This window comes from Oligella urethralis DSM 7531, from assembly GCF_000372065.1.
GTDB lineage: Bacteria > Pseudomonadota > Gammaproteobacteria > Burkholderiales > Burkholderiaceae_B > Oligella > Oligella urethralis.
This window is the reverse complement of the sequence record NZ_AQVB01000001.1, coordinates 295,582-313,694: the sequence shown is the minus strand read 5'-3', so window position 1 is coordinate 313,694 and position 18,113 is coordinate 295,582. Positions and strand designations below refer to the sequence as shown.

Annotated in this window: 16 protein-coding genes; 5 read left to right on the top strand and 11 right to left on the bottom strand. The window is 47.7% G+C overall.

Annotation, left to right across the window (positions count from 1 at the left end; all coding sequences use genetic code 11):
• Nucleotides 1–71 precede the first annotated feature (71 nt).
• The 11 genes from A3GA_RS0101425 to A3GA_RS0101370 all read right to left on the bottom strand — a co-directional run bounded on the left by A3GA_RS0101425 (nt 72) and on the right by A3GA_RS0101370 (nt 10,875).
• Nucleotides 72–1,598, bottom strand: a complete 1,527-nt coding sequence (locus tag A3GA_RS0101425) for an aldehyde dehydrogenase family protein (protein ID WP_018025603.1) — start codon at nt 1,596–1,598, stop codon at nt 72–74.
• 214 nt (nt 1,599–1,812) lie between these two features.
• Nucleotides 1,813–2,301: a hypothetical protein gene (locus tag A3GA_RS0101420; protein WP_018025602.1), complete on the bottom strand. Its 489-nt coding sequence runs from the start codon at nt 2,299–2,301 to the stop codon at nt 1,813–1,815.
• Nucleotides 2,302–3,077: 776 nt separating this feature from the next.
• The gene (gene sorU / locus A3GA_RS0101415) at nt 3,078–3,398 is read right to left on the bottom strand and encodes a SorU family sulfite dehydrogenase c-type cytochrome subunit (protein ID WP_018025601.1); all 321 of its coding nucleotides are present in this window, start codon (nt 3,396–3,398) and stop codon (nt 3,078–3,080) included.
• 75 nt (nt 3,399–3,473) lie between these two features.
• On the bottom strand, nt 3,474–4,703 hold the full coding sequence (sorT, locus tag A3GA_RS0101410; RefSeq protein WP_018025600.1) for a SorT family sulfite dehydrogenase catalytic subunit: 1,230 nt from the start codon (nt 4,701–4,703) through the stop codon (nt 3,474–3,476).
• Nucleotides 4,704–4,990: 287 nt separating this feature from the next.
• Nucleotides 4,991–5,941, bottom strand: a complete 951-nt coding sequence (locus tag A3GA_RS0101405) for a carbohydrate kinase family protein (protein ID WP_018025599.1) — start codon at nt 5,939–5,941, stop codon at nt 4,991–4,993.
• A 2-nt stretch (nt 5,942–5,943) separates the two neighbouring features.
• Complete coding sequence (locus A3GA_RS0101400) at nt 5,944–6,807, bottom strand: DUF3426 domain-containing protein (RefSeq protein ID WP_115342741.1); 864 nt, start codon at nt 6,805–6,807, stop codon at nt 5,944–5,946.
• A gap of 47 nt (nt 6,808–6,854) precedes the next feature.
• Complete coding sequence (gene prmA, locus A3GA_RS0101395) at nt 6,855–7,769, bottom strand: 50S ribosomal protein L11 methyltransferase (protein ID WP_018025597.1); 915 nt, start codon at nt 7,767–7,769, stop codon at nt 6,855–6,857.
• Nucleotides 7,770–7,867: 98 nt separating this feature from the next.
• Nucleotides 7,868–9,226, bottom strand: a complete 1,359-nt coding sequence (gene accC, locus A3GA_RS0101390) for an acetyl-CoA carboxylase biotin carboxylase subunit (protein WP_018025596.1) — start codon at nt 9,224–9,226, stop codon at nt 7,868–7,870.
• 50 nt (nt 9,227–9,276) lie between these two features.
• Nucleotides 9,277–9,756 carry an acetyl-CoA carboxylase biotin carboxyl carrier protein gene (gene accB / locus A3GA_RS0101385; RefSeq protein WP_018025595.1) on the bottom strand — a complete coding sequence of 160 codons (480 nt, stop codon included), beginning with the start codon at nt 9,754–9,756 and terminating at the stop codon, nt 9,277–9,279.
• Between the two features lie 24 nt (nt 9,757–9,780).
• Nucleotides 9,781–10,215 (bottom strand): type II 3-dehydroquinate dehydratase, encoded by a 435-nt coding sequence (gene aroQ / locus A3GA_RS0101380; RefSeq protein WP_018025594.1) that lies wholly within the window; start codon nt 10,213–10,215, stop codon nt 9,781–9,783.
• Between the two features lie 105 nt (nt 10,216–10,320).
• Complete coding sequence (locus tag A3GA_RS0101370; RefSeq protein WP_231552477.1) at nt 10,321–10,875, bottom strand: TlpA family protein disulfide reductase; 555 nt, start codon at nt 10,873–10,875, stop codon at nt 10,321–10,323.
• Nucleotides 10,876–11,051: 176 nt separating this feature from the next.
• Here A3GA_RS0101370 and mpl point away from each other — a divergent pair, with 176 nt between their 5' ends.
• The 5 genes from mpl to A3GA_RS0101345 are packed head-to-tail and all read left to right on the top strand — an operon-like array spanning nt 11,052 to nt 18,105.
• Complete coding sequence (gene mpl / locus A3GA_RS0101365; RefSeq protein WP_018025591.1) at nt 11,052–12,464, top strand: UDP-N-acetylmuramate:L-alanyl-gamma-D-glutamyl-meso-diaminopimelate ligase; 1,413 nt, start codon at nt 11,052–11,054, stop codon at nt 12,462–12,464.
• 4 nt (nt 12,465–12,468) lie between these two features.
• The gene (locus A3GA_RS0101360) at nt 12,469–13,041 is read left to right on the top strand and encodes a YqiA/YcfP family alpha/beta fold hydrolase (protein WP_026156732.1); all 573 of its coding nucleotides are present in this window, start codon (nt 12,469–12,471) and stop codon (nt 13,039–13,041) included.
• Between the two features lie 50 nt (nt 13,042–13,091).
• Nucleotides 13,092–15,953 (top strand): shikimate dehydrogenase, encoded by a 2,862-nt coding sequence (gene aroE / locus A3GA_RS0101355; RefSeq protein ID WP_018025589.1) that lies wholly within the window; start codon nt 13,092–13,094, stop codon nt 15,951–15,953.
• Between the two features lie 42 nt (nt 15,954–15,995).
• The gene (lptG, locus tag A3GA_RS0101350; RefSeq protein ID WP_018025588.1) at nt 15,996–17,147 is read left to right on the top strand and encodes an LPS export ABC transporter permease LptG; all 1,152 of its coding nucleotides are present in this window, start codon (nt 15,996–15,998) and stop codon (nt 17,145–17,147) included.
• Nucleotides 17,140–18,105, top strand: coding sequence for a symmetrical bis(5'-nucleosyl)-tetraphosphatase (locus tag A3GA_RS0101345; protein ID WP_018025587.1), 966 nt, complete (start codon nt 17,140–17,142; stop codon nt 18,103–18,105). Before lptG ends, A3GA_RS0101345 begins: the two co-directional genes overlap by 8 nt.
• The last annotated feature ends 8 nt before the right edge of the window (nt 18,106–18,113 follow it).

The window sequence follows — 18,113 nt, the reverse complement described above, 5'->3', positions numbered from 1 at the left end:
ATTTTTTAATACAAGAAAACCCCAAAATCTATGTCGGACTTTGGGGTTTAACTTAAGCGAGCGCTACACAATTAGAAGAAGCCTAAGGCATCATCACTGTAACTCACTAATAAGCACTTCGTCTGCTGGTAGTTCGCTAGCGCCATCTTGTGGGTTTCACGACCAATACCTGATTGCTTATAACCACCGAAGGCAGCATGTGCAGGATACATATGATAGCAGTTCGTCCATACACGACCGGCTAGGATACCACGACCCATACGATAGGCTTGTGAACCATTACGACTCCAAACCCCAGCCCCTAAACCAAAGATACTGTCATTAGCAATCGCAAGCGCCTCTTCCTCATCTTTGAAGGTAGTCACGGCAGCAACAGGACCAAAAATTTCCTCTTGGAAGATGCGCATTTTGTTGTCCCCTAAGAGCATCGTAGGTTTCACAAAATAACCACTATCTAACTCACCACCAAGTAGGTTGCGCTCACCTCCGATTAAGGCCGTCGCGCCCTCATCCCGACCAAGGTTAATGTAGCCTAGAATACGGTTAAGCTGGGCCTCAGATACCTGAGCACCGACCATGGTTGTTTTATCGAGTGGATTACCCTTTTTAATGGCATCAACGCGTGCGATCACTTTTTCAATAAAGCGCTCATAAATTGACTCTTGAACTAAAAGGCGTGACGGTGCAGTACATATCTCACCCTGATTAAGTGCAAACATCGCAGCACCCTCAAGCGCCTTATTGAGGAAAGCATCATCGGCATCCATTACGTTTTCAAAGAAAATATTTGGACTCTTACCGCCTAACTCCACCGTGGCGGGGATAAGAGTATCCGCAGCGCAACGTAAAATATGCTGACCGACTGGGGTCGAACCGGTAAAGGCGATCTTGGCGATACGATGACTAGTTGCTAAGGCCTCACCCGCTTCCTTACCAAAGCCATTCACAATATTAACAACGCCTGGTGGTAATAAATCACCAATAATCTCCATCAATAAGAGAATCGATACAGGCGTCTGCTCCGCCGGCTTCATCACAATGGTACAACCCGCTGCTAAGGCAGGCGCCAACTTCCAACACGCCATCAAGAGTGGGAAGTTCCACGGAATAATTTGCCCCACCACACCAATTGGCTCTTGGAAATGATAAGCCACGGTATTTGGCTCAATATCAGAGATGGCACCCTCTTCGGCGCGCAGGCACCCCGCAAAATAACGGAAATGATCGATACCGAGTGGTAAGTCAGCCGCCATCGTTTCACGTAAAGGCTTACCATTATCAATGGTTTCTGCAACTGCGAGCAGCTCAAGGTTTTGCTCCATGCGATCGGCGATGCGTAACAGCACGGCCGAACGCTCTTGGGCGGGTGTACTAGCCCACCCCTTGAACGCTCGCTCGGCTGCATCAATGGCTAAATTGATATCATCAGCATCAGATCGTGGTGCCTCACAAAAGGCTTGACCATTAACTGGGCTGATATTCTCAAAATAGTTACCCGCGGTCGGTGGCACCCACTTACCGCCAATGTAGTTTTCATAACGCTTCTTGAATGGGAAATCCATATCAAGACCAACACTGCGTAGATCCATGATTTTCATAGCTAACCTCCTGCAACCAGATGAAGTGATGGGTAGAAACTTCAAATCATGCTAACACAGTCATTGCGAAATGAAATAAGGGATTATATGAACAAAATGTCAATTAAGCTGGAAAGCGACCTGTCTTCTTCCACTCAATCAAACGCTCAGTCAGGTTAACAAGGTGACGTGGTCATCACGTTCAATGGCAATGAGGTTATTGGGATGATGAATTTTATTTGTCTTCCTCTTTATAATTTTTAAAGTCATCAGGATCTAGCCCGAACGCCCGCATTAGATTGGGGTTTTGATTTGCTAATTTTGCTAGCCCTGCAACCACTTCTGCTGTCGGTTCTAAAATGAATATCTGCGGGTTCTCGTCGACTATGATTGCCTTATCAACATAGTCCTGAGTGCCCTGATACTCTCTAATGTTGTACTGACTGATTAAGTCTCGACCGTAGTGGCTTATGGGTACTAAGAGGGGGCGACCTGCTTCATTTGTCGTTACGACATATTGAATCTCGTCACCCTCAACAAATTGTAGCCATCCTGATACGTTATCCATTGCTTCGATCACATCAGCATAGGTCAACCCTTGGTCATATAACTTCTTCGAATACAGGTTATTACACGCCATAATAAAAGCAATTCGGTATTCATCAAGCGCCCTGTATAGTTGCGCTTTGGTCTGTTTTGGTAGCTTATGTATATCATCAGTCATACGATTCTCCATTTAATTAACAATCGCCATAGCGTTTAGCGTATCCCATCTCACTGGTTTTTGGGCGCGCAAAATCAATGGCGATATAAAACACGAATAACTCTGTCGAAAATTGAGTTTTTGGTCAATCAGGCTTATAAAGTTCGGTTTTTTAAGCTTCGTCTGCTCACCCAGGATATGGTGATGACCATTAACCTGTTTAATAAACAGAGGTCAGCCATAGAAGTCTTTAGCAAAAAATAAGTGTTGCTCATAATACGTGTTAAGCAGTATGTACCAGCTGATGCGACAGTGTTATGATGTGCGCCTTGCACAACCCGAGTGGCAAAGTTTTACGCTTATAAAGCGCGCAGTCAAAAGAAAATCCATCCTAGCGGCTCCGAATGGACTCCTGCGACGGCACTGGATCGAAAGATGGTTGAAAAGAATTATCTGGCTCAGCTATGTATGGTCAGTCATTACGCCGCACAATTAAGACCAAGTGCTTCGAGATAAAGTTGAGTGAGCAAGTACAAGTTGACTCATCATAGTTCAATATCGGGGAAAGTTGTCGACACGCTCGCCGAAGACTAACAATCGCTTGCTTTGTTTTACGACAAATGTCCACAATCTCATCTGCTCTTGGTATCAGTCTTACCCCTTTAAAGCAAAGGAGTAGCTCAGCCCGTCAAAAAAGTCTGACATTCAGACTTTTGAGAGCTACCGACAATTAAATTATAGCCCTATATGATGTTATAGGGCGTTTTGATCTTTAGATCATGTCATGTGAAATGATGCTATTGAGTAGCTGACACTAAATACTCGATAACTGCCTCTCTATCGTCTTCATCCATATCCTCAAATGAAGGCATAGCACCCATGCCTTCAAGCATGGTTCTGCGAATGCGTTCTGCATCTGGTTTTAACTCATCAAAATTCGGACCGATAGTGCCTGTGGTGCCAGCATCATTGAGAGTGTGACAAATAGCACAGGGAATAGGTTGCGCTGAACTAATAAATAACTCTTTGCCACGTTCCAAACGTGCTTCGTCTGCAAATGCGGTGACACTAGAGAATGATACGATAAGGGTGCCTAAAGCGACTAATAATTGTTTCATAAATACCGGATTAAACGTAACATGCAGGCTGAAAACAAGGAGTTTCAGCCTGCATGTTGTATAAAAATGATAGGACTAAACTAAAACTACTTCTAAGCTATGATCAACCCAGCTATTATTAAGGTATCCGCGATTATTTTCTAATCGATCTGCCGGTTGAGTCTCGCCGTTTTTATTAGTTGCGCGGCTAGCAAGCTTGTATGTACCGGTCTCTAACTCAACTGATAAGACGAATTGTCGCCATGCGTAAGGACCCAAGTCTGGACCGATAAATTCAGCTTCATGCCAGCTTTCTCCACCATCAGTAGAAACTTCAATCTTCGTGACATCTGTAGTACCGCCCATCGCAAGTCCTTGGATCTGTATTTTCCCAGCATGTACTTGCTCATCGGGATCGCTTGGGTAAGTAATCCACGACTTAACTGGCATGGTCCATACTGATTCTTGAGTAGGAGCTCCCTTCTCTCCCATGGGAGCAAGTCTGTAACCACTTTGTTGAATATTGGCTGCTGACTGTTCTGCGGTAAAAGCTAGACGCTTGATATACTTAACATTGTTGACACCAGTGTAACCAGGCACGACCAGACGCAAAGGACCACCATGAGCCAACGGAATAGGTTTACCATTAATTTCCCAAGCGAGTAAAGCGTCCTCAATGGCTTCCAGAGGTACTGAACGTTCAACTTGAATAGTATTTGGATCCAAACCATCAGGGATTGGTTCTCCACCCGTACCTGTCATGTATTTCGCGCCTTCATCCATGCCTTGCACGTGTTCTAACAAAGTTTTAACAGGTACACCCGTAAACATAACGCACCCAGCAGCACCAACTGTCCATTGGGTCCCACTCGGTTTCGAGGGAAAATAAGCGCGGCCATTACCGCTACATTGCAAGACCATAGCAACAGTGCTCACACCTAATGTCTTAAGTTCAGCAACGGTCAAACTTTGAGGATTTTTAACTCCACTAATTTCTAAAACCCAGGCATCAGGATCTTTTACAATTTCTTCGCTTGGCGGAGCGATGTTATTACGTACAAATAGGCGTTCAAGAGGAGTAATAATCCCGCTACCAAATGCATGACGCTTGGTCTCCATAGTGTTAGCACTATGAATAATTAAATGGTTGGCGTCTTTCCAATCGGCATAGGCTGGTAAAGCAGAGTTGTTTGCCGTGCTTCCTTGGGTTGCTGCTAATGCTTTGGTAGTTGAGCTAAAGTTACTGAGGGCACTAACTGATGCCAAGCCTAGGACGCTACCACTCGTCGTTAGTAATCGGCGACGTGTAACATTTATATTTTTCATAAGGCACCTATATTAAAAGTAGAGATAATGTAAACGACTGCTCAGTCTATCAATATGCTGAGTGTCATTAAATGAGTAAAACCCCGAAAACATTAGTGTTTACATAATTAAGACAAAGAGGTTTCTTTCTGAAAAAATTAAGAACAATTTATCGTCTCTATACATCTAACAATGGGTATTGAAGCTCTTTATTCTTAACTATGATCGAGTTCAACAAATACCCACTCAAAATCGGCTAAGCATAAAAAAAGCGCCTAATATTTCTCATACTGGCGCTTTTGTTCATCTTACTGCCAAGGATTATTGGCGTAGGTCTTAATAAATATGCTTTGAATTTCCTCTAAGCTTGGTCGGTGATTTTGCGGACCACCCACGGCTACTTTAATCGAACCCATCACATTACCCAGACGAGCGCTATCAAGCCAGGACCAACCAGCCGCAAGACCATACAACACACCCGCACGATGCGCATCACCGCAACCGGTGGGATCCTCAATAGCCGTTGGCGTTACCGGCTCAATGGTGATTTTTTCTCCCTCATGATAAAGCACTGAACCAGCGCCCCCCAGGGTCACAATAATCGCTTCCAAATCCTTAGCTAGTTCGTCTACTGGCTTTGCCATTCGTTGCTCGATCACAGCCATCTCATAGTCATTTGCCGTTAAAACACGGGCTAATTTCATCATGGCCGCTAAGTCATTGCCATCAAATAAGGGCATGGCCTGACCCAAATCGAAAATAAATGGAATGCCAGCTGCATGCAGACGCTCGGCATGCTTAAACATCGCTTCCTTCGCATCTGGTGCCACAATGGCCCACGCCGCCTGCTCCTGACTGATATCATTATCTGCCGCAAAACTCATGGCGCCTGGGTGAAAGGCACTGATTTGATTACCTGATAAATCCGTGGTGATATGACATTGTGCAGTAAAAACATCCTCTAACACGGCAATACGACGTTGTTCAATGCCGAGGCTTGCAAAATGCTGCTGATAGTCGGCAAAGTCACGTCCGACCGTAGCGACTGGCACTGGCGCTCCACCTAACAACTTTAAATTGTAGGCAATATTACCGGCGCAACCACCAAACTCCTTGCGCATGGTCGGCACCAAAAAGGACACACTTAAGCTATGAATGGTATCGGCTAAAATATGATCTTTGAAATGTCCCTCAAAGCGGGTGATGGTATCAAAGGCTAAGGAGCCACAAATTAAAACGTCGTTTGATTGTTCTGACATAACTACTCTTCGTAATAGGGTGTTAATTCAAAGCCGGTCGCCATGGCACCAGCTAAGTTTAAACGCAAGACAATAGGATATTGGGATAATGCGGCCATTGGCTGCACTCGCATTGCCGCGGGCAAATACTCTTCAACTTTAATAATACGTCGTCGATCCACCTGACCACGCTCATCCTTTAAGCTTAAAACAAGCGCCGGCCATTCGGCCACTCTATTCTCTTTATTAACTAGCCTAGCTTGTAACAACAAGGCCGTGTGTGATGGTTGTGGCGGCACATCGCTTCGCACCTTAAGTGAGACATTTTCCAAACTAAACTGACTAATCGATCGCGTCCCACCTAATTCACACTGCGCGATAGCACATACTTGGGTAATCACAAGGCGTGTGGCGGGAAAGTAATGCACCAACTGATTACGAAACACCACCGCACCCTGCCACAACAAAGCGACAAGCAGTATTAACACCACAAACAGCCAAAACACCCCACCACGACGGCGCGCTCGACGATACTCACGATAGTAGACCTCATCATCATAATCATCGTGTCTGATAGCATCATAGCCTTCGTCATAATCCCTTGAGTCCTCGATAAAAGGCTCGTCCTGATAGATCCGCTGATGCTGTCTACCTGCCCTGCGCTCATCGACATAGGGTTCATCCTCCAGATAGCCCGGTGGTGACTCTTCACGGTAGCGATGCGGTCTAGCTGCTTGAGGCTGAGCAGGCGCATTTGGATTCTCAGCGTAGTCATTGGCACTAAACACCGTATGACAAATACCGCAACGCACCTTGCCCCCGCGCGCATGCAATTGCTCTGGGGTGACATGTAATCTGGTTTGGCAGTTCGGGCAGCGAGTTTTCATAAGCGTTGAGTTCTCAATAGGCACCATTTAATCTGACTAGGTGCTGTTTAGGCCTCGACCTTGCCGTGCAGACATACCCAACCCTCATCCGCATGCCATACCTCCAAATGCACCCAAGCTCGATAGTAATCGATCATCTCTTCATACTGCCCCTCAAGAATACCGGAAAGTACTAAGGAGCCGCCTGCTTTAACACGATTTGCTAGTAAGGGAGCTAAGGCTTTCAGCGGATTAGCAAGAATATTGGCGACCACCACATCAAAGCGACCCTCCGGCAACTCATCTGGCAAGCCGTAATAAATCTGACTTTCATTGATTAAGGCATTATGACGTGCGGTATCCACGGACTGGGCATCAATATCAATCCCGACCACCTCGGCAGCATGTAACTTAGCGGCAATAATCGATAGAATACCAGAGCCGCAACCATAGTCGAGCACCGATTTGCCGGCGAGTGGGTGCTGCTCCAACCACTCCGCACATAAGCGCGTGGTCGCATGCGAGCCGGTACCAAAAGCCATCCCAGGATCGAGTTGAATCACTAAGTTATCAGTATTTTGGCGAATTTGCAGCACATCATGGCTCGTCATATGCCAGCTCGGCACAATCCAAATACGCTCACCAAGCTTCATCGGATCAAACTGCGTTTGTGTTAAACGTACCCAGTCTTTATCCTCAACCTCGGTAATGCTGGCTACCTCATACTCATCCTCGCCAAAGGCCACCGCCATTGACAGCAATAAAACCTCAGTGGCCGTCTCATCGTCCAATAAGGCAATCACATGATTGCGTTGCCATGCATAGTTTAAGAGCTCCATCCCGGGCTCACCGTAGAGCGGTTGCTCCTCCTCAGTATCACGATCCGCATCCTCAACGGATACCGATAGCGCCCCCTGATCCATCAAAAAATCGGAAATTTCCTCGGCGATATCCTGATTACAATGAATGACTAATTCACGCATGCTGCGCCTCTCAAATACGATCTACAAACCAAGAAGCCGAGTCTAAGCCCGGCTTCACTACCCGAAGGTATCTCATCAACTACTCACCCACAAGATGACTAAGCGGATTTTTTACTACGCGCAGCCAGCTTTTTCTCTAAATAGTGAATATCCATGCCCCCTTGGATAAAGCCAGGGTCATGCAATAACTCCTGATGCAAAGGAATATTAGTGCTAATGCCCTCAACAATCATCTCAGATAAGGCAATCTCCATACGCGCAATAGCCTGCTTACGATCCTGACCATAGGTAATGATTTTACCAATCATGGAGTCATAATGCGGCGGCACACGATAGCCGGAGAAGACGTGAGAATCCATACGCACGCCCATCCCACCAGGGGTATGCCACTTGCTCACCAAACCAGGTGAGGGCATAAAGGTATAAGGATCCTCAGCGTTAATGCGACACTCAATGGCGTGACCTTTTAACTGAATATCATCCTGGGTTAGGGTAAACGGCTCACCCGCCGCAATTTTAATCTGCTCCTGCACCAAATCGATACCGGTAATGCACTCGGTAATGGTGTGCTCCACCTGAATCCGCGTGTTCATCTCAATAAAGTAAAACTCGCCGTTTTCATATAGGAACTCAAAGGTACCGGCACCGCGATAACGCATTTGACGGCAAGCCTCGGCACAACGCTCGGCAATTTTGCGGATTAATTCACGCTCAATGCCAGGCGCGGGCGCTTCCTCAATGATTTTCTGGTGACGACGCTGTAAAGAGCAGTCACGCTCACCTAACCAAACCGCTTTACCCTCACCGTCGGCAAGCACCTGAATCTCGATATGGCGTGGTTTTTCAAGGTACTTTTCCATATAGACTTCAGGATTACCAAAAGCCACTCTTGCCTCAGCCCGAGTCATTTGTACCGCATTAATCAATTCGGACTCATGGTGCACCACGCGCATACCGCGACCGCCACCACCACCGGCAGCCTTAATAATCACTGGCAATCCAACCCGACGTGCGGTCTCTAAAATCTCGTCCGGATCCTCACCTAAGGCACCGTCCGAACCAGGTACCACTGGCACACCGGCTTCGATCATCGCTTTTTTGGCGCTGACCTTATCGCCCATCGTTAAAATGGACTCAGGGCGCGGACCGATAAAAACAAAACCGCTTCTTTCAACACGCTGCGCAAAATCCGCATTTTCCGCCAAGAAACCATAACCTGGGTGAATCGCCTCGGCATCAGTCACTTCAGCCGCAGCAATAATGGCCGGCATATGCAGATAGCTTTCTTGGGCCGGCGCTGGTCCGATACAGACGGATTCATCGGCTAAACGGACGTATTTCGCTTCACGGTCGGCTTCCGAATGCACGACCACTGTTTTGATACCCAACTCACGACAAGCTCGCTGAATTCTCAGCGCAATCTCACCACGGTTGGCAATGAGCACTTTTTCAAACATAGAATACTTTTAAACCTTGATTAAACGATTGGCGATTGGCGATTTATCACTTAGCCAATGATGAATAAAGGCTGACCGAATTCCACCGGCTCACCATTTTCAACGAGGATCTTTTTGACCACACCGCTGACATCTGCCTCGATCTCGTTTAATAGCTTCATCGCTTCTACAATACACAAGGTATCACCCTCTTTTACTGGCTTGCCCACATCCACAAAAGGCGCAGCGTTAGGGCTTGGGGAGCGATAAAAGGTACCGACCATCGGTGCTTTAACAACATAACCATCTTCCTGTGCTGGCGCAGCAGCGGCTGCCTCTGCCTCAGCAGGCGCTGCAACCGGTGCTTGCGGTGCTACGGCCGGCGCTTGGTACATCTGCGGCATGGCCATAGGTGAATAGACCGTGTTTACCTCAGCTTGAGGTTTTGATTTGACAATCTTGACCTTACCATCACCCTCAGTAATTTCAAGCTCTGAAATCTCTGATTCAGCCACCAGGTCAATAAGCGTTTTTAGTTTTCTAAGATCCATAAGGTTATCCCGTAATCCTTGATTTTAATTTTTTGTTGTTTGTGCAAAATACCGTAATGCCGCCTCATACACAAATGAGCCTAAACCACACAGCACACCAACTGCCTTATCGGCAAGATAGGAGTGGTGTCTAAAAGGCTCCCGCGCATGCACATTTGATAAATGAACCTCTATAAATGGCACCTCGGCTGCTGCCAGCGCATCACGTATTGCAATACTTGTATGGGTATACGCAGCGGCGTTAATAATGATGCCGTCAAACTGTCCTCGTGCCTGCTGAATACGGCTCACAAGCTCGCCCTCGAAATTACTCTGTAGGCACTCCACAGTAAGCCCTAGCTCAGCCGCTAAATGCTGCAACTCAGACTCAATATCTGCGAGTGTCTGCGCACCGTAAACCTCAGGCTCACGCAAGCCTAACATATTTAGGTTAGGACCGTTAATGATTAAAATACGCATAACGCCGTTAATAAATTTTGACAATCGTTAATTTAACGTTAAATGACTGCTTTTGTCTATTAAATTCTACCATTTCTGAAGAATTCAACGCATGCAGCCAAGCCATTACCTCGTCATCTCGGCTAATTTACTACGCAACTCCTCGGCATTCACCTGACCAATGATCTTATACTTCAGCTCAGCACCAGGCGCAAAGATCAAGGTAAATGGCAGACCACCTGAGGGATTACCCAGTTGACGCATCAAACGAATAGCCGTCGGCTCACCAATCACAATCGGCAAATCCAGCGCTAGCTTATCAACAAAGCGACGGATATTTGCCTCCGTATCCACCCCATAAGCAATCACCTGCACAGACTCATGCGCCTGATGGATCGCTGCTAAATCCGGCATTTCTTCAACACAAGGTGGGCACCAACTCGCCCAAAAATTAAGCACGATCACCCTATCTTGATAATCGCTAATACGGATGGCTTCACCCGCAAGATTCATTAAGGGTGTATTGAGTAGATGCGCTAAGCTCTCTCTGTCCACCTCGGCAGCTGTGAATGGTTGCAGCTTTAAGGGCGTCGCCTGAACTGGGCTCGACGGCAAACCCAGCGCTACCGTCATCACCAGTGCCGAAGCTGCCATCACGGATAAGGAAACAAGCTTAGCCACAAGGCCCTTGAGCCTAGTTAAGAAGCGACTTTTTTTGCTTGCAAAGCCTCTTTTTAAAATTATCATGGGGCTACAAAAAAATTGGTACATAATGGATGATTTTAGCCATTCCCGAAGGAATAAAGCGGCAGACTGTTTAAAAAGCTTAAAATACTAGTCCGCAGGAGAGATTTTTTATGCACATTCATATTTTAGGTATTTGTGGTACGTTTATGGGCGGACTAGCACTCATTGCGCGTGCTGCTGGCCATCGAGTGACCGGTTGTGATATGGCGGTCTATCCGCCCATGAGTACACAGCTTGAAGAGCAAGGGATTGAGCTGATTGAGGGCTACGGTGCCGAGCAACTGGCATTAAAGCCCGATTTATTTATTATCGGCAATGTTGTTAGCCGAGGTAACCCCTTGATGGAGGCCATTCTTAACGAGGGGCTGCCCTACACCTCAGGACCGCAGTGGTTGGGTGAGCAGATCTTGCGCCAACAGCATGTCTTAGCGATTGCCGGTACGCATGGCAAAACCACCACCTCCTCCATGTTGGCGTGGATTTTACAATACGCCGGTTTAGCGCCGAATTTCTTGATTGGCGGTATTGCCCAAAACTTTGGTATCTCTGCACGCTTTGATGCAGCACAACGCTACTTTGTCATTGAAGCAGATGAGTATGATACCGCTTTCTTCGACAAACGCTCCAAGTTCGTGCACTACCGTCCACGCACGGCAGTACTGAATAACTTAGAATTTGATCATGCCGATATTTTTGAAAATCTGGCCGCCATTCAAAAGCAGTTCCATCATTTAGTGCGCATCATTCCCCAGCAGGGACGTGTCATTTATCCTGCGACCGATCAGGCGCTGCAGGAGGTGTTGGCGATGGGCTGCTGGAGTGAGCAATGCAGCTTGGGCAGCGGTCTGGCGCATGAGCATGACCATGCCAGTGATCCTAAAGCCACGTGGAATGTCCGCCTCATTGAGGCCTCAGTCAGTCAGTTTGAAGTGCTCCATGGCGCAGAAGTAATTGCCACCATTGAGTGGTCATTGATCGGTTTACATAATGTACAAAATGCGCTGGCGGCAATTAGTGCGGCCGAGCATATCGGCGTCGCCCCAACGCTTGCTTGTGAGGCTTTGAGCCATTTTGAAGGTATTAAACGGCGTATGGAATTACGGGCGACCGTTCAAAACATTGCCGTTTACGATGATTTTGCACATCATCCAACAGCGATTAGTACGACCCTAGCGGGTTTACGCAAGCAAGTCGGTGATGCACGCATTATTGCGGTGCTTGAGCCACGCTCCAATACGATGAAATTAGGCACCATGTCAGCGCGCCTACCAGCATCACTACAGCAAGCCGATTTGCTCTTTTGCTATAACGAAACCCAGGGTAAACACAGCATTCATTGGGATGCGGAGCGTGTTTTTGCCACTATGTCACAACCCACCGAGGTCCATCATGATTTAGAGCAATTAGTGCAAGCCGTAGCCGCAGCGGCACAGCCCGGCGATCATATTTTGGTGATGAGTAATGGCGGCTTTGGTGGCTTTCACGACAAACTTATTAGCAAGCTAAAGCAAAAATATAGTTAAGACGATGATTTTATACCTACACGGATTTCGTTCTTCGCCACAGTCCACCAAAGCGCAGCTTATGGCTCAGGCCATGGCTGAGCGAGGCTTATCGGCACAGTTTTTTATGCCACAATTACCCTCCTCACCGGCAGCAGCCATACGCCTTTGCGAAGCCTTGATTGCCGAGCAGCACGATGGCCAGCAGCCCTTAACCATTATCGGTTCGTCTTTAGGCGGGTATTATGCGACCTATTTAGCGGAGCAACACGACTGTCGCGCTATTCTGATTAATCCAGCAATTTACGCCACCCGTGATTTATCAACCCAATTAGGTCAGCTACGCTATTTCCATGATGACCGGCCCTTTCAATTTACCCTCAAGGATTTATGTGAATTAAGGCCCTTATTCCGGGCGCAAATCAAGCCCGAGCGCTATTTTTTATTAGCGGGTGACCGTGATGAGGTGTTGGATTGGCAGGAAATGAGCAAACGCTATGCCGGTGCCAAGCAAATCATGGTACCCGGCATCGATCATAGTTTCAGCTGCTTTAGCGACTATATACAAGATATATTTGCCTTTGCCTGCTTAGCCTAGACCCCAACCCTTTTTCAGCACCCTTTGCCCTATCACCGAGTGAAATCAGCATGAATGTTATTTTTGAGGAAAGTGGCCAGTTCAAAGTTGCCCGCATTCTTTCCGAAACCGAAGCCAATTATCAAATTGAATTAAGCACCGGTAAACGCAGCAAACTAAAACGCAGTCATGTCATTTTCGAGTTTGATAAAGCGCCTTGCACCTTAAGCGAGCTCATTCCTACCGCAGAAAATCTAGCCGCAGAGATGGATCCCGCTTTTTTATGGGAATTTGCGCCGCCAGAGGACTTTAGGGCGGAGGATTTGGCCGAGGATTACTACGGTCATGAACCAAGCATTATTGAAAAACTAGCGCTTTTAGTGCGCCTACACGGCTCGCCGGTTTATTTTCATCGCCGGGGCAAAGGGCTGTATAAAGCTGCGCCACCAGACATTCTTGAAGCGGCACTAGCGGCCATTGAGAAAAAGCGCTTACAGGAGGAATTGCAAGCACAATGGGTTGAAAGCTTAGTTAATTTCCAGATTCCTGACGCCATGCGTGAGGACCTAAACACCTTCCTAAGCCACCCGAATAAAAACACCATGGCCTGGAAAGCCTTTGAATCTGCGCTTTCACGAAGCGGTTTAGGTATTAAGGAAATGCTACTCAAACTCGGGGTTTATCAAGACGAACTGGCAATTACCTTGGCTAGCTTTTGCGAAAAATTTCTGCCTAAAGGTTATGAGGCGCCGGAGCTTACGATACCGAGTTTGCCTGAACTACCCATCGCCGAGGTGGAGGCCTATTCCATTGACAATGACTCAACCACGGAAATTGATGATGCTTTTTCGATTAAACAGATAGCCGATGACACCTATCAATTCGGCGTGCATATTGCCGCCCCGGCACTTGCGGTAAGTAAGGATTCCGAGCTAGACCTAGCCGCCCGTAAACGCATGTCCACCATCTATTTGCCGGGCAAAAAAATCACCATGCAAAGTGCGGCCTTGGTGGATGCCTTTTCGCTGAATGCCGGTGCAATTAAGCCTTGTATTTCCCTTTATGTGGTGGCAGATCTTAGCACTGGCGACATTATCAGTGAGGAGAGCAAGATAGAAAGTATCTACATCAAGGAAAACCTACGCCTATCACAATTTGATGAGGTGCTCCTCAGCCGAGAAAATCTGGCTGATGAATCGGTGGACATGCCCTATGCTTTTTTACTCCGCCCCTTGTGGCGCTTAAGCCAGCACCTTAGCGCCAAGCGTGACGAGCTACGCGGCTACCCTGAAAAGCACCAAGGTCTTGAGTTTAGCGTTGAGCTAGCTGGCGACTGGCGAGATCAGAACGCTAAGGTTCAGTTAATACCTCGCCGCCGCGATAATCCTCTGGATCTGATGATAGGTGAAATGATGATTTTCACCAATGTGGTTTGGTCCGGGATGTTGAGTCGCTTAAAGGTCCCAGGCATTTTCCGTACCCAGCAATTTGGTCGCGCTAAACAAAGCTCACACCCCGTAGCACATCAAAGCATGGGGGTACCACAATATGCTTGGATGACCTCACCGCTACGACGCTATGTGGACCTCTTAAATCAACAACAATTAATCAGCGCCATTAACCATGGTGTGTCAGCACCCTTGGTCGCTCCTTATAAACCTAAGGACCTCGATTTACTAAAGATAATGACGCAATTCGACACTTTGATTCAGCAATGGCGCCATTTCCAAGACAGCATGGAGCGCTTTTGGAGCTTGCGTTGGTTACAGCAACAAGGCATCACCGAAGCCGAGGCCAAGGTGCTACGCGATGATGTGGTGCGTCTCATCAATGCGCCCCTCAGCCTGACGGTCAGTGATATGCCGGCGTATGAGCGCGGCACCTTGGTAAAGATTAAGATGGATGGCATCAATTTGCTTAAACTTAAAGCCAACGCTCATTTTCTTGAGTTTATCGCCGCCCCTGAGATAGATGATGCGGCGACAGATGAGGATGAGGAGCTCTTCGACGACGCCCTTGATGAGGCCCTTGATGGCGACACCTTGAATGGCGTGACTGCAAGCGAGATTGACCCTGAACGAGCGGCAGAAACGGTGCATTGTGCCGTCTTCGGTTACCCCATTGCGCAAAGTCTCTCACCCACCCTCCACGCCATTGCTGCGTCACACTGTGGCTTGCAACTCCGCTACGACAAGGTAGAGGTAAAGCCAGAGGATTTTGTGGCAACGGTACAGCAGTTTTTTGCCGACGGCGGTCGCGGCTTGAATATTACCATTCCATTTAAGCTTGAGGCCTTTGAACTCGCTAAAAATCACTTAAGCGAGCGCGCCAAGGCGGCGCAGGCGGTTAATACCTTGTGGTCTGAAGAGGATGAAATCCACGGCGACAACACCGATGGCATCGGCTTAGTCAATGATATTCAAAGCCATGGTCACACCATTCAGGGCAAAAGAATCCTCTTAATTGGTGCTGGCGGAGCCGCCCGTGGCACTCTACTACCTTTGCTAACGGCAGGCTGTGTCGCCTTACATATTGCGAATCGCACTGCCAGCAAGGCGCAGACCTTGGCCGAACAAGCGCAAGCCTTGGATAAGAACGACACAGCCATTAGTGCCAGCGCTTTAGATGACATCCCTGGGCAATGGGATATTGTGATCAATGCCAGTGCCAGTAGCTTAGAGGATGCGCCCTTGGCTATTCCTGCGACCATTTTTGCGGACAATGCTCTGGCCTATGATATGGTTTATCGCCCTAGCGGCAGCACCGCTTTTCTGGAGCAAAGTAAGCGCTTAGGTGCCAAGCATGTATTAGACGGTCTTGGTATGCTAGTTGCGCAAGGCATGGAGAGCTTTAGGATCTGGCATGGCTTAGAAGTCGACGCAACTCAAGTATTGCGTGAACTACGTCTGGCCATACAAGCGCCACAGTCATGATACGAATCGGCTAAAATGGCCTTTTGACCCTTTAAAGCTTTTATGAAAACAGCGCATCGATACATTGCCAGCGAAATCTACCGTAGCACCATTGCAGTCACGCTTGTCTTGGTGGGTTTATTCATGTTTTTCGACATGATCGAAAACCTCGACAATCTTAATGAGCGTTTTACCTTCGGCACCCTGCTATTGCTACAGCTCATGCAGATACCAACACGGCTCTATGATTTGCTCCCCATTGCGCTCCTTATCGGTGCAATCATTGCCTTAGCCGGTTTGGCGCAACGCAATGAGTTGGTGGTGCTGCGTGTTTCCGGCATTAGTAGCCGTCGTCTGCTCGGCATGTTATGGATGGGGACTATCCCGATTATGGTGTTTGCCCTGCTACTGTCAGAGGGCGTGACGCCTTATGCTGAGTCCAAAACGGGTCAACTAAACCTCCAGCTACTCGGTAAAAGCAGCGGAGCGCGTATGAATAGTGGTTATTGGTTTAGAGAACCAACTGATAACGGCGCCCTGCGAGTGATTAATATCTCCCGCATCAGCTCCGAGCGCGAAGTAGAAAATATCCGCATTTATAACTTTGATGCCGAGGGCAAGTTCAAGGAGTTAATTCATGCCCAGCGCGGCCTATTCCAACATCAGGAATTACAATTAACGCAGGCCAAGCTGATCCGCACGGATTTTGATTTAGAAACTGCCTTAATGGATCCGGCTGCGCCGCTGACACCCTTAAGTACACAAACGATGCTAGACAGCTATACGATTAGCACCAGCTTGACCCAAGCGCGTTTATTAGCCAGTGAGCTACAGCCCGATCGCATGTCGATTATGGGCTTATTAGACTATATTCAATATTTAGAGGATAATCATCTACAGTCTAATCGACAAGTGGTCGCCTTATGGCGTAAGGGGGTCTATCCCTTTACCCTTTTGGTGATGATTACCTTGGCCGCTCCCATCAGTTTTATGCAAACACGCAAGGGTGGCGCCGGACTTAAGGTCTTTGGTGGTATCTTAATTGGGGTCGTCTTTTTTATGATCAACCAATTGGCGCTTAACCTTGGTATGCTGAATAACTTACCACCCTGGTTAACGGCACTTGCGCCTAATACCATCGCCCTCGTCATTGCGAGCCTAGCCTTGTATTTAATTGAAAGAAAGAATCGCCCTAAGCGCAAGACTCATGCCTAAAAAAGCTACCAAAAAATCGACTGCACAATCTGCTATTGAAGCAAGCACCACTGCCAATTCGCTGCTGGACTTAAATCCAGCCTCAGCAATGCCTAATATCTGGGCAATTGGCGATGTACAGGGTTGCTATCAACAACTGGAGAGCTTATTAAATCATCCGGAAATTAGAAACGATCCAAACTGTAAGCTCTGGTTTGCTGGAGATATTATTAATCGCGGCAAGGACTCCTTAAAAACGCTTAAACGCATTATGGACTTGGGCGACCGTGCGATTACCATACTTGGTAATCACGATATTCATTGTTTAGCCGTGGCTGCCGGCTTTAGGCGTGAGCATCATAGCGATACCATCGGCGAGATTTTAAAGTCCAAAAACCGTAACGATTATATCGAATGGCTACGCACCCGTCCGCTCGCCCATTATGCCTATGGCCACCTGATGGTGCATGCCGGCGTGATGAAGCCGTGGACAACGGCAAAGGCCTTGGAACTCGCAGAGGAGGTCAGCACCAAGGTCTTACGCTCGGATAAATGGCAGCAAAAGCTCGCACAGGTGTTTGGCAACGAGCCTAATCAGTGGGACGACTCCTTAAAAGGCAGTAAGCGTCAACGGGTCGTGATCAATGCCTTTACCCGTATGCGCATGTGCTTTTTAGATGGTGCCATGGACTTTTCCTATAAAGGGGCACCGCAATTGTACCCACTTCATCACGGTGTCAAGGTACTGCCATGGTTTGAATTGGACCAGCGCCAAACGACCGACACCACGATTATCTTTGGTCATTGGTCTACGCTCGGCTTATTAATTCGCCCGCATCTATTGGCCCTAGATACAGGCTGTGTTTGGGGTGGGCGGCTCACGGCCATTCGCTTAAACGATAGAAAAGTGATCCAAATCCCCTATACCGAGGGTACCGTTGATAAGCTAGGTTCAAAAATTTGGTCGATAAAAAGCTAAGCAGTCAC